Origin of the sequence: Bradyrhizobium diazoefficiens (assembly GCF_016616235.1) — a bacterium.
GTDB lineage: Bacteria > Pseudomonadota > Alphaproteobacteria > Rhizobiales > Xanthobacteraceae > Bradyrhizobium > Bradyrhizobium diazoefficiens_H.
This window is the reverse complement of the sequence record NZ_CP067100.1, coordinates 5,402,090-5,414,931: the sequence shown is the minus strand read 5'-3', so window position 1 is coordinate 5,414,931 and position 12,842 is coordinate 5,402,090. Positions and strand designations below refer to the sequence as shown.

At 64.4% G+C, this 12,842-nt stretch carries 11 protein-coding genes; 3 read left to right on the top strand and 8 right to left on the bottom strand.

The genetic code is table 11. The annotated features are described in order from the left end of the window. Window position 1: 1 nt before the first annotated feature. The 8 genes from JJB99_RS25825 to JJB99_RS25790 all read right to left on the bottom strand — a co-directional run bounded on the left by JJB99_RS25825 (window position 2) and on the right by JJB99_RS25790 (window position 9,940). Window positions 2-1,708: an alpha/beta hydrolase gene (locus tag JJB99_RS25825; protein WP_200495072.1), complete on the bottom strand. Its 1,707-nt coding sequence runs from the start codon at window positions 1,706-1,708 to the stop codon at window positions 2-4. Window positions 1,709-1,729: 21 nt separating this feature from the next. Further along, window positions 1,730-5,296 (bottom strand): GAF domain-containing sensor histidine kinase, encoded by a 3,567-nt coding sequence (locus tag JJB99_RS25820; RefSeq protein WP_200495071.1) that lies wholly within the window; start codon window positions 5,294-5,296, stop codon window positions 1,730-1,732. Window positions 5,297-5,394: 98 nt separating this feature from the next. After that, complete coding sequence (locus JJB99_RS25815; RefSeq protein WP_200495070.1) at window positions 5,395-7,029, bottom strand: thiamine pyrophosphate-requiring protein; 1,635 nt, start codon at window positions 7,027-7,029, stop codon at window positions 5,395-5,397. Window positions 7,030-7,401: 372 nt separating this feature from the next. After that, window positions 7,402-7,767, bottom strand: coding sequence for a hypothetical protein (locus tag JJB99_RS25810; protein ID WP_246774996.1), 366 nt, complete (start codon window positions 7,765-7,767; stop codon window positions 7,402-7,404). A 183-nt stretch (window positions 7,768-7,950) separates the two neighbouring features. Then, a complete protein-coding gene (locus JJB99_RS25805) occupies window positions 7,951-8,115 on the bottom strand; it encodes a Flp family type IVb pilin (protein WP_200495069.1) in 165 nt (54 codons plus the stop codon). Window positions 8,116-8,318: 203 nt separating this feature from the next. Next, window positions 8,319-8,537 (bottom strand): hypothetical protein, encoded by a 219-nt coding sequence (locus JJB99_RS25800; protein WP_200495068.1) that lies wholly within the window; start codon window positions 8,535-8,537, stop codon window positions 8,319-8,321. A gap of 102 nt (window positions 8,538-8,639) precedes the next feature. Next, a complete protein-coding gene (locus JJB99_RS25795; protein ID WP_200495067.1) occupies window positions 8,640-8,876 on the bottom strand; it encodes a hypothetical protein in 237 nt (78 codons plus the stop codon). Window positions 8,877-8,935: 59 nt separating this feature from the next. Then, the gene (locus JJB99_RS25790; RefSeq protein ID WP_200495066.1) at window positions 8,936-9,940 is read right to left on the bottom strand and encodes a Ku protein; all 1,005 of its coding nucleotides are present in this window, start codon (window positions 9,938-9,940) and stop codon (window positions 8,936-8,938) included. Window positions 9,941-10,177: 237 nt separating this feature from the next. Here JJB99_RS25790 and JJB99_RS25785 point away from each other — a divergent pair, with 237 nt between their 5' ends. The 3 genes from JJB99_RS25785 (at window position 10,178) to JJB99_RS25775 (ending at window position 12,720) form a co-directional block, all read left to right on the top strand. Beyond that, a complete protein-coding gene (locus JJB99_RS25785) occupies window positions 10,178-10,333 on the top strand; it encodes a hypothetical protein (protein ID WP_200495065.1) in 156 nt (51 codons plus the stop codon). A 241-nt stretch (window positions 10,334-10,574) separates the two neighbouring features. Further along, window positions 10,575-11,249 (top strand): response regulator transcription factor, encoded by a 675-nt coding sequence (locus JJB99_RS25780; RefSeq protein WP_024339845.1) that lies wholly within the window; start codon window positions 10,575-10,577, stop codon window positions 11,247-11,249. Window positions 11,250-11,343: 94 nt separating this feature from the next. Then, window positions 11,344-12,720 (top strand): sensor histidine kinase, encoded by a 1,377-nt coding sequence (locus JJB99_RS25775; protein ID WP_200495064.1) that lies wholly within the window; start codon window positions 11,344-11,346, stop codon window positions 12,718-12,720. The last annotated feature ends 122 nt before the right edge of the window (window positions 12,721-12,842 follow it).

The following is a 12,842-nucleotide window of genomic DNA, read 5'->3' as shown; positions in this document are numbered from 1 at the left end:
GCTAGCCGCCGCGATCGGCATAGGGGTCTTCGCCTGCACTACCTGCCGCGGCCCGCCGTGCTGTTGTCGCAAGATGGCTCTTGAGCCGTGCCAGCGCCTCGGCGGACCAATCATGGACATCGGTGACCGCGACCCAGGCGTCGACGTAATGCTCGGGCGCATAGACATGGCCAAAGCCCATCGGCGTATTGGTCGCGACCGCCATGTCGAGGGCAAGCTGTAGCATCGTCACGACCGGATACCATCGCAGCTCCGATGAGACGTCCGGCCCGCGCGGGTCCGTCATCCAGGCCGGCGCCTGATAGGCGTCGCGATAGGCGAAGAACGTGATCGCGTCGCTGGCATATTGCAGGTAGACGACGCGCATCGGACCCCACGGCGTATCCGGCGGCACCGTCGGTCCGTTCTGGTTCATGAAGCGCACGAAGCGGCCGTCGCGGAATTCCGGCAGCCACTCCGGCGAGCCGTCGTTGCGGTTCGCGGTGATCGAACGCCAGATGCGGCTCTCGAACGGCGCTCCGCTCCACAGCGCGCCGGCGATAGGATCGCCGACCGTCTCGAACAGCTCCGCGGATTTCTCCGAGTTCATGGCACCGAGGCTGAGCCCGTGCAGGTAAAGCTTCGGCCGCCGCTCCTTCGGCAGCGTCGTCCAGTAACCGTAGATCTCGGAGAACAAGGCGCGCGCAGCCTCCGCGCCATATTCGGGCTGAAACAGCAGCGATAGCGGACTGTTGAGATAGGAATATTGCATAGCGACGCTGGCGACATTGCCATGGTGCAGATATTCGACCGTGTCCATCGCCGCCGGATCGATCCAGCCGGTCCCGGTCGGCGTGATGATGACGAGAATGGCGCGGTCAAATCCGTGCTGCCGCTTGAGCTCGTCGAGCGCAAGCCGGGCGCGCGCTTGCGCCGTATCGGCGCCGCCGAGGCCGACATAGACCCGCACAGGCTGCTGCGCAGCCTCTCCCGTGATGGCGCTGATCTCGGCAGCCCGCGGACCCGAGGCGATGAAGCGGCGCCCCATGCGTCCTAGCTCTTTCCACTTCACCAGCGATGCCGCACCGCCTGTTCGATCAGGATCAGCCGGCTGCGGCCGCTCGGGCTCGAGCAGAACGTCGAGCTCGCGGAACGAGGAATCGAGCGCGTTGAACGCGGTGCGGATCAGGACATTGCTGGCGATCGACCAGAACAGCAGCACTGCAATCGCCACGCCGATGACATTGGCGACCTTTCGCGGAATGAAGCGCCTCGTGCGCGTGGCAAGGAATCGCGAGACGAGAACGAACAGCCGGGCCAGCGCCAGGAGCACGACGAACGTGATCAGGGCGACGGCGCAGACCTTGAACGGATGCGCGGTCTCGACCGGCGCCATCTTCATCGCGGCGCGGATCGAGTTCTGCCATTCGGCGGCTCGCCACAGGTAGATGATCACGACGATCAGGCAGCCGGCCGCCACCAGTGCATTGGCACGCGATCGCAGGCGCGCCGAGGGCCCGGGCAGCTCGAGATAGTGCCACAGCCGGCGCCAGAGATTGCCGGCGAGGTAGCCGATCGCAAAGCAGCCGCCGGCGAGGGCGCCTTGAGTGAGATAGCTGCGCGGCACCAAGGTCGGCGTCAGTGCGGCCGCGAAGAACAACGCACCCAGCATGAGACCGACGCCGGACAGCGAGTGCCATTGTCGCCGAATGAGCCGCGCCGGATTCATGAAAGCCCCTTCCGATCGCCGCTACCCTCTGTTCGCGTCCGGGAAGCTGCTCTTGCGCGGCAGCAGGATCGTGAATTCCGTGAACTGGCCCGGCTCCGTCGCGACCTCGATCGTGCCGCCATGCTGCTTCACCACGATGTCGTGGCTCATCGACAATCCGAGGCCGGTGCCTTCGCCGGCAGGCTTGGTGGTGAAGAACGGATTGAACATTTTTGCCTTCACCTCGTCCGGAATGCCGACGCCGTTGTCGCGGATGCGGATCTCGATGCGATCGCCGCGGTCGCGGGTGGTGGCGATCACCACCGGCTCGTAGCCGGCGGCGCCGTTGTCCGCCTTGCGCCGCGTCACGGCGTAAAAACCATTCGAGATCAGGTTCAGCAGCACCCGTGTGATCTCCTGCGGAAACACCTCGGCGGAGCCTGCCGCCGGATCGAGCTCGCGCTTCAGTGTCACATCGAACTGCGGCTTCTCGGCGCGCGCGCCGTGATAGGCGAGATCGAGACTCTCCTCGACCAGCGCGTTGATGTCGCTTTCGCGATGCTCGCCGCCGCCCTCGCGCGAATGCAGCAGCATGTTCTTGACGATGGAATCGGCGCGTCGTCCGTGCTGCACGACCTTTTTGAGATTGTCCTTCAAGAGTCCCGTCAGTTCGTCGATCTCGTTGCGGACATCGTCGGCGAGCGGGACCGGCGCCAGCACCTCGTTGAGCTCGTCGGTCAACTCGGCAGAGAGCGAAGCAAAATTGTTGACGAAGTTGAGCGGGTTCTTGATCTCGTGCGCGATGCCGGCGGTGAGCTGGCCGAGCGAGGCGAGCTTCTCGGTCTGGACCAGCCGGTCCTGCGCGGCGCGCAAGTCGTCGAGCGATTTGGCGAGCTCGCGCGTGCGGTCCTGCACTTCGTCGAAGAGACGTACATTCTCGATCGCGATGACGGCTTGGTCGGCGAAACTGGTAACGAGTTCGATCTGCTTTTCGCTAAACGGCCGGATCGCGCGGCGCGCGAGAACAATAGCGCCAACGGTGGCGCCTTCGCGCAGCAGGGGCACACCCAGGAAGCTGCGCGGATTGCCGCTCAATTCCTGGCCTTCAAAGAAGTAATCGGGGTCTTCGAGCACATCGGTGACATGGACCACCTTGTCGCCGAGCAAAGTCCTGCCGGTGATGGTGCGCCTATCTGGCCGGACTGGAAGGTCCCTTACATAGTCGACGAATTCGGCTGGAAAGCCGTATGAGCCCGCCCGGAAATAGGTGCTGCCGGATTTGCGGGTAATCGCCGCCATATCAGCTTCGCATAGTCGCGCCGCCGATTCGACGAGCGTATCGAGCACGGCCTGCAAGTCGAATGCCGAGCGGCTGATCACTTTGAGCACGTCGGCAGTCGCCGTCTGTTGTTGCAGCGACTCGGTCAAATTTTCGGTGCGCTGACGCAATTCGCTGAGCAGGCGCGCGTTCTCGATCGCGATCACGGCTTGCGCCGCGAACTGGTTCAGCAAGGTGATCTGCTTCTCCGAAAAGGAGCGGTTCTCCTGCCTGAAGATCATGACGTTGCCGACCACGCGCTCGTCCTGGAGCAACGGCACCGCGAGCAGACAGCGGGCGCCGCCGAGATCGACCAGGGCCCGACGGTTCGGCTCGCCGCTGCGATAGACGTCCGACTCCAGCAGGTCGACAATCTCGACGAACGGTTCGCCCTTCAAAAGACGCGCGGGCGCGGTGGCCGGACCATAGTTGAGGGGCGCCTTGCGCCGGAATTCATCATAGGCGGGGGGCAGGCCGTAAGTGGCGGCTGTGCGGAACTGCGTGCCGTCATAGGTATTGAGCACGCCGAAACTGGCGCCGCAGAGCTGCATTGCCTTGCTGAGCATCGCCTCGAACACCGGCGCGAGATCGCCGGCCGATCGGCTGATGACGCCGAGCACCTCCGACGTCGCAGTCTGCTGCTCGAGTGACTCTGCAAGCTCGTGCGTCCGCGCCTGCACCTCGTTGAACAGGCGCGTATTCTCGATCGCGATCACGGCCTGGTCGGCAAAGGTCTTGAGCAGGTTGATTGCTTTCTCCGGAAAAGGACCGGCTTCGGGGCGCGTCACGCCGATGGTGCCGATCGCAACGCCGTCGCGCAACATCGGGATCACGAGGATGCTGCGATAGCCTCGCGTGCGCGCCAGCTCCTTCATGGCTTCGGTGAGGTCGGGCTCGTTCTGCATGTCGCTGCGGAACGCATATTCGCCGCTGGTCGCCACCCGGCTGTGAATGCCCGATGCCGCAAGCGGCGCCGGGAAGGTGCTAAGCAGCTCGGCGTTGCCGGCCTCATTATCGGTGGTGAAGGCTGCCAGGTGCAGCATGCCATCGATGACGCGGGTGACGGTGGACGAATGCCCGCCGATCAGCGCCTTGGCGCTATCGGAGATGGCCTGGAACACCGGTGTGACGTCGGCCGGTGAGGCCGCAATGACCTTGAGGATGTCGGCAGTCGCGGTCTGCCGTTCCAGCGCTTCCCGCGTGGCGTTGAACAGGCTGACATTCTTGACCGCAATCACGGCCTGGTCGGCGAAAGTTTGCAGCAGCCGCACGTGATGCTCGGCAAACGCGCCGGTCGTCCGCCGCGTGGCGATGATGACGCCTTTGGCTTCGCCCTCGCTCATCAAGGGCGTGAACAGCATACTGCGATAGCCGCGGGCACGCGCGATGTCGCGTGCGGCCGGTTCGAGCTCGGTGTCGGGGAGTTGTGCGGCGGCACCGTGAGCCACGAGCCGGTAGGGCGGAAACTGCGCGAATGGCACAGGGAATGACGCCTGGAGGAGGCGGTCGCCGGCCGGGTCGGCCGGGGTGAATGCCGCAAGATGCGCCGCGCCATCGATATAGCGCAGCACGGCGGTGGAGAAGCCGCCGATCAGGCGGTTGGCATTGGCGGCGATGGCGTCGAACACCGGCTGCACGTCGGAGGGCGAAGCGGCCATCACTTTCAGAATGTCGGCCGTGGCGGTCTGACGTTCCAGCGCCTGCTGCGTCTCGTTGAACAGCCGCGCATTCTCGATCGCGATCACGGCCTGGTCGGCAAAAGTCTGGAGCAGCTGTACAAGGTCGGGCGCGAACGCGCCGGTCTCGGCGCGCGTCACGCTAATCATGCCGACTGCCGTGCCGCGGCTCATCAGCGGCATGAACAGCACGCTGCGGAAGCCGCGCAGCCGCGCGAGATCGCGATTCAGCTGCGGGACGTCGGCGGCTTCGCTGTCGGGAAACTGAATCGTCTCGCCGCCGCGCACCAGCTCGAAGGTCGGAAACTCCGTGATCTTCCGCGGGAACGAGGCCCTCAGTCCGGCGTCCGCCTCCGGGCTCGTCGGCGTACAGGCGACGAGATGCAGCTCGTCGCCGATGAACTGGAGCACGGTGGCGGAGAAGCCGCCGAGCAGGCGTTTTGAGCTGGACGCGATCGCCGCGAACACCGGCCGTGCATCGGAAGGGGAGGCCGCGATGATGCGCAGGATCTCGGCGCTGGCGCTCTGGCGGTCACGCGCCGTCGCAAGCTCGCTGCGCAGCCATGCGTTCTCGGCTGCGAGGTCATCGGCGACATCGTTGGAAGGGTTGGTCATTCGCAATCCGGACTGATGCCGCGGCGGGCGCGGCACCAGGGCGGATTATCACATCTCCTGCGGCCGGAGCCAGCGCCGCAGCGAGATCCGGCCCTTGCTCACGTCGCCGGCCGCGACACCTCGGTTTCCTTGGCCGTGATGAACTCCAGCAGCACCGGGGTGCCTTCCTGGGTCTTCTGGATGCCGCGCCTGATCGCCGGCACGATGTCCTCGGGCCTCGTCACCCGCTCGCCGTAGCCGCCGAAGGCGCGCGCCATTGCGGCATAGTCGCCGGAGATGTCGGTCGAACGATATTTCTCGGTCGAGACCGGCATCACCTTCAGCTCGATCGCCATCGAGAAATTGTTGAGCAGGATCGACATGATCGGGATGCGCTCGCGCACCGCGGTCTCGAAATCCATGCCCGTAAAGCCAATGGCTGCATCGCCCCAGACGTTGATGCAGAGCTTGTCGGGCTTGGCCAGCTTGGCGCCCATCGCCAGCCCAAGGCCGTAGCCGAGCTGGGTTGTCTTGCCCCAGCCGAGATAGGTGAGCGGTTCGACCGATTTCCAGAACGGCGAGAGCTGGTCGCGCGGGCTGCCGGCATCATGCGTGATGATGGTGTTGTTGATGTCGACGGTGTGCTGCAGGTCCCACAGCACGCGATAAGGGCTGAGCGGCGCGTCATTGCTGGTGAGCTTCGGCATCCATTTCGCCAGCCACTCCTTGTGCGAGGCCGCGATCTCGGCCGCGACAGTGGATGCATCGCGATCCGCGGTGACGGTCTTGCCGATCTCCTCGAGCAGCGCGTCGAGTACCAGCCCGGCATCGCCGACGAGGCCGATCCTGGCTTCCACGTCCTTGTTGAGATGATTGGGATCGAGCGTCGAATGGATGATGGTCTTTCCCTTCGGCATCGCGATGCCGAAACTGGTCTCGGTAAAGGAGCAGCCGATGCCGAAGATCACGTCGGCTTCGGCCAGGAATTTCGGCACTGCGCGGGGGACGGCGAGGCCACCCGATCCAAGCGAGAGCGGGTGTGTTTCCGGGAATGAGGATTTGCCGCCGAGACTGGTGGTGACGGGAATCGCGAGCCGCTCGGCGAGCCGCTTCAACTGCGGCCAGGCCTGGGCGTAATGCACGCCCTGGCCGGCGTAGATCACCGGCCGCTTGGCGTTGACTAGCAGGGCGGCTGCCTCTTTCACATGCACGGGATCGGCGCCGTAGCGGGTGCGCAGCACCGGCGTGTAGTTCAGCGGCTCCGGCACCTCCTCGTTCCACATGTCCGAGGGGATTTCGACGATCACAGGGCCGCCGCGGCCGTTCTTCAGTTTTGTAAATGCGCGGCGGAAGATGTTGGCGACCTCGGCCGCGAGGATGATCGGCTCGGAGGATTTCGCGAACGGCTTCATCGCCTCGCTGGAATTGAAGTTCGGCTCGATATGCGACAGCCGGCGCTGATAGCCCATCGGCAGCACCAGCACGGGCACGGATTCGCCAAAACACTGCGCGACGCCGCCCATCGCATTCTCCGCGCCGGGGCCATGCTGCATGCAGAACGCGCCGATGCTTCGGCCCGACGTCACCCGCGAGATCGCGTCCGCCATGTGGATGCCGACGCGCTCCTGCCGCACCATCACCGGGCGGATCTCGGCCTTCGCGGCATGCTCGATCAAATGGTTGACGGGATAGCCGCAGAGGATCTCGATGCCCTCGCGCTTCATGATTTCCGCGATCGCGGTGCCGAGCTTCATGGCGTCTCTCTCCCTGCGGAGGCCGGTTGATCCGGCCGATTGAGGAGAGAGGATCAGGAAATCGCAGAGGCGTAAAGCGCAGTTGGTCGCGCCCGCAGGTAGGTCAGCCATGCAGGGCGTGCGCGAGGGAATGTCCTCGTCATCGCTCATCTGCGGTCGCAAGTGCCGTCTCGATGTTGATCGAAGTGTCGCGCAAGGATCACGTCAAGGACATGGCCTTGTCGGGCGCGGCGGGACAGCCCTGTCGGGAATGAGGCGTTCGGTGGATTGCGTGCCGTAGCGTTCGATCCGGGCTACGGGATGGGGTTACACAAGCTTCCCTATTTGCAGTTCTTGCAAATCGTCAGCTTTCGTTTCAGCGCCTCATCGTCCTCATCGAGCCATTCCTGTCTCGCTCTTGTTCCTCGCTGCGCGCGGCCGCGCGGGCGACGCCACCTGAGCTGAGATGCCGTCGTATTCGGTGCCCACACTGAAACCATCGTAGTCGGCGGCGGGATTCGGCGACGGTGGCAAGCTGCCGATCGCAGGCGTCGAAGCCTCGCTGCTGGGCACCGTCACTGGGGACGGATCGCGCTTGGCCCGGGAATTCTTAGCGCTCGCTGGTGGCGGCGAGGCCTGGGGCAGGGAAGCTTGCGGCGGAGCAAGCGAAACCGGTGGCGCGGTCTGTCCCCGCGCGCTGTCCTGCGAGCAGACGCCGACCAGCATGAGGCTGAAAGCCAGGACGATCGTGCGTCTCATCCGCATCCTCAAACAACTTTGGTTCAACAATTGACGGCATGACCGTTCGCGCCGCGCCGTGCTCAAGAATATCAGCACCCAATGGCGGTCAAATTTGACGGAAATGGGGAGCCGGCTTCGCTCTATGCGTTCGCGGCCGCGGATGGAGCGCGTGCAGTGCGTCGTGTCAGGCCGATACGGCCGTTACTTCATTGCCGAGCTGACAGAGTTGAATTTGTTGTTCAGAAGCGCGCTGCCGGTGTTGTTGACGACGGTGACGATCGCGAGCGCAATGCCGGCGGCGATCAGACAATATTCGATCGCGGTGGCACCATTTTCATCGGCAAGAAATGACCTGAGCAAAGCCATCGTCAACTCCTGTTCTCCGTCCAACGTAAGCTGGCGCCGTCTTCGAAACGGTAAATTGATTCACTAACTTTTCGACCGGGGCGCTGTGCGCGCCAAAGCAAAGTACGCAGGCGGGATGGTCCGACTTGCGGCCTTATATGATGCCATTCGTTGATTTAAGGTTTCGTCACCGGGTTCCGGTGGATTTGACGGTCTCGCGCCGTTCAGGACGTGATCGAGCGCCCCGATTGAGCCTTGTCGGCGCGTTTCAGCACCGCTGCAAGGCGCCCGACCAGATAGCTCATGACCTGCGGCTGCGGCCGCGCGGAGCTGCCGCCGAGGCGCTCTTCCTCGGCCGTGTCGTTCACGAGACCGATGTAGTTCTTTCTGGCGTCCTGCTGCACGGCGTGCAACCCCCCGGGTTCGACCGACGGCGCGACCATGCCGTGCGTAACGGGAATCGAACGTTAATTTTGTCTTCCGTAGGATTACGTGTCGCCCGACTGGCGCGGAAAACGATGGTGCGGCTTAACGGATCGTTGAGGCTAATTGCGACCGGTGTCCGCGTTCAGCGCCCGCAACATCGCGATGCGGGCGAACATCATCCAGCCGCCGCCGGTCTCGGCCGCATGGATCAGGGTCTCGATCGCGGTCTGCCAGTGCGGCCCGTGCTGCGTGTCCTCGGGCAGGTGCATGACGTGATCGGCCGCCTCTTGCAGCGTCCGCAGCTTGCGTCCGCCGCGCAAGGTAATGGGATCGTCGAACGCCGCCGACCAGGGCATGTCAGGCCGGCCGATCGGCGAGGGGGGACATCACGGCGCGATGAGACGGTGTGCTGCCGCTAGCCGGCCTTCTTCGCGCGGGCCGGCGCGCGCACCGGCTTGTCGGCCTTCTTCGCAGGCTCCTTCGCCGTCTTCGCAGCGGTGTCCTTGCCGCTCTTGCCTGAGATCGGCAGCAGCATCTCGCGCTGGCCCTCGACGCGCTTCTTCGGCTTCTTGCCCTTGACGGCTTCCTTCACGGTTTCTTTGACAGTTTCCTTGGCGACCTTCGCGGCGGGCGCCACATCCTTCTCGTTCGCGATGCTCTTCTTCAGCGCGTCCATCAGGTTGATGACGTTGCCGCCGGTCTTGGGCGTCGTTTTCGCGGCGATCGGCATGCCGCTGCGCTTCTTGTTGATGAGGTCGATCAGCGCGGTCTCGTAATGGTCCTCGAACAGCTCGGGCTCGAACGCGCCGGACTTCTTCTCGACAATATGCTTGGCAAGGTCGAGCATGTCCTTGGTCAGCTTCACATCCTGAATGTCGTCGAAATATTCGGTCTCGCTGCGGACCTCGTAGGGGTAGCGCAGCAGCGTGCCCATCAGGCCGCTCTCGAGCGGTTCCAGCGCGATGATGTGTTCGCGGTTGGTCAGCACCACGCGGCCGATCGCGACCTTGTCCATGCTGCGGATGGTTTCGCGGATCACCGCATAGGCGTCATGCCCGACCTTGCCGTCCGGCACGAGATAATAGGGGCGGATCAGATAGCGGTTGTCGATGTCGGCCTTCGGCACGAACTCGTCGATCTCGATCGTGTGGGTGGAGTCGAGCGCGATCTCCTCGAGCTCGTCCTTGGTGACCTCGACATAGGTGTCGGTGTCGACCTTGTAGCCCTTGACGATGTCCTCGGAGGTCACCTCGTCACCGGTCTCGGCGTCGACCTTGAGGTACTTGATCCGATGTCCGGTCTTGCGATTGATCTGGTTGAACGAGACCTTCTCCGTATCCGAAGTGGCCGGATACAGCGCGACCGGGCAGGTCACGAGCGACAGACGCAGAAAACCCTTCCAATTGGCGCGGGGGGCCATGGGCTACTCCAAACGCAACGGGGACAGACTTATGAGAATACCATCGGGGAACACCGAATCATAGCAAGGCGCGACTCGGAATCTTGCAACTGCGTTAACCGGCCGCCAGTTGTGCGGTTGCTGCGTTGGTCGAGGGGAAAATCCGGAACATCAATTCGGATCGGGCGTTGGCTCCGCATACAGGGCCGCGACATGGTCGCCGCCCATCGGAGGCGACATCCAGAGATTGAGGACATCATGGCATCCACGCGAGAGCAGAACCGGATCGTCGAAACTCCGACCGAGGCGCGCCAGGGCGAGCCGGGGCCTTCGGTGGCGGCGCTGCTCGCCATCTCGACCGGGCTTGCGATCCTGATCCTCGCCGTCATCTGGTTCGTGTTCTTCCGGACCTGACGGGTCGATCGAGGAGACGGCTCGCACCTTTCGACTCACCGCGGAAAGCGCCACACTGCGCCCGCCATGTCGCCGGCCGGTCCGGTGGCGCGGCGGGCGCAGTCGCATCAATGGGCGGCGTCTATGACCAAGTCATATATGACTAAAAAGTAACGCAGGCAGTTCCCCGCGTTCATATTCAGTTCACGCCGGAATTGCTCATCTCTGGCGCAGTTGATGCGGCCTATGTCTGGAGAGAAGAGTGCGCCTGCTCGTTGTCGAGGACGACCCCGATCTCAATCGCCAGCTCACCAAGGCGCTGACCGACGCCGGCTACGTCGTCGACCGAGCCTTCGACGGTGAGGAGGGGCATTATCTCGGCGACAACGAGCCCTACGATGCCGTCGTGCTCGACATCGGCCTGCCGAAGAAGGACGGCATCTCGGTGCTGGAGGCCTGGCGCCGCAATGGCCGCACCATGCCGGTGCTCATCCTGACCGCACGCGACCGCTGGAGCGACAAGGTGCAGGGTTTCGATGCCGGCGCGGATGACTATGTCGCCAAGCCGTTCCATCTGGAGGAGGTGCTGGCGCGCATCCGCGCCCTGCTGCGCCGCTCCACCGGTCATGCCCAGAGCGAGCTGTCTTGCGGCCCCGTCACGCTCGACACCCGCACCGGGCGGGTCAGCGTCTCCGGCAATCCCATCAAGATGACCTCGCACGAATATCGGCTTCTGGCCTATTTGATGCACCATTCCGGCCGCGTGGTCTCGCGCACCGAGCTGGTCGAGCATCTCTACGACCAGGATTTCGACCGCGACTCCAACACGATCGAGGTCTTCGTCGGCCGTATCCGCAAGAAGCTCGACGTCGACATCATCCAAACCGTCCGCGGCCTCGGCTATCTCCTGACCCCGCCGCCCGCGCCGGGCGCTTGATGGCTTCTCAGGCTTGACGGGAGGCCGAACAGCGGCCTTGGTCCGGTTATGACGTCCGACCACCTGACATCCTGCGTCTCCCGGGATCGGCTCGATGCCCGCTAGCTCACTTGCCAACCGCCTGTTCCTGTCGGCAACGGCGTGGCTTGTCGTGATCCTGGCCATCACCGGCGTGGTGCTGTCGTCGGTCTACAAAAACGCCACCGAGCGTGCCTTCGACCGCCGGCTCAATCTATACCTGCGCACCCTCATCGCCGAGGTCGCAACCCCCGACGAGCCGCCGGACCGCCAGTTCCAGTCGCTCGGCGAGCCGCTGTTTGAGCTGCCGCTGTCCGGCTGGTACTGGCAGATCACGCGCACCGACACCGAGAAGCCGGAGGTGCGCTCCTCGCGCTCGCTCTGGGACAAGAAGCTGCCGAAGCTGGAGGAGCAGGGTGCCGAGCTCACTGCCGCCGGCATTCGCCTCGCCTATGTCGACGGGCCCGAGGGGCAGAATTTGCGCATGGTGGAGCGGCCGGTCGATCTCGGCGCCGACGGCAAATTCCTGGTCAGCGTCGCCGGCGACGACACCGAGATTTTCGACGAGACGCGGAGCTTCGACTACTATCTCGGCGGCACCTTCACCGCGCTCGGCATCGTGCTGCTGCTGACCACCGTGTTCCAGGTCCGCTTCGGCCTTGCGCCGCTCAAGCGTATCTCGGAATCGATCGCCGACATCCGCTCCGGGCGGGCGGAGCGGCTCGAGGGCGAATTCCCGGTCGAGATCGCCCCTCTGGCGCGCGAGACCAACGCGCTGATCGAAGCCAATCGCGAAATCGTCGAGCGCGCGCGCACCCATGTCGGCAATCTCGCCCATGCGATCAAGACGCCGCTCTCGGTCATTCTCAACGAGGCAGGCAGCCACGCCGCCGATCCGTTCGCGGCCAAGGTGAGGGAGCAGGCCGACGTGATGCGCGACCAGGTCGCCCATCATCTGGAGCGCGCCCGCATTGCGGCGCGGGTCTCGATCGTTGCGACCGTGACGGAGGTTGCGCCCGTCATCGAGGCGCTGCGGCGGACCATGGAGAAGATCCACCGCGACCGGGGCATCATGGTCGAGGCCAAGGCCGACCCGTCGGCGAAGTTTCGCGGCGAGCGGCAGGATCTGGAGGAGATGGTCGGCAACCTCGTCGACAATGCCTGCAAATGGGCGGCCTCGCGGGTCTTCATCGAAGTTCTGGTCGAGACGCCGAACCAGGCGGGCGCGGGCCCCCGCTTGCGGATCCTGGTCGATGACGACGGCCGCGGCCTCTCGGAGGCCGAGCGCGCCCAGGTCGCCCGGCGGGGTCAGCGGTTAGATGAGTCCAAGCCCGGCTCGGGCCTCGGCCTGTCGATCGTGACCGACCTTGCCGCGCTCTATGGCGGCAGCCTCTCCCTGAGCGGGGCCCCGATCGGTGGCCTGCGGGCCGAGCTGGTGCTTCCCGGAATATAATCCATTGTTCTCATGGGATTTTTTGGTCCAGTGGCGGCCGGTCCGCAAGCAAGCGGGGGCATTCGAGCCAACGTCCTCAACGGCTTCTTAAGGCGCAGCCTCCTATGATCGCGCTCGGACGC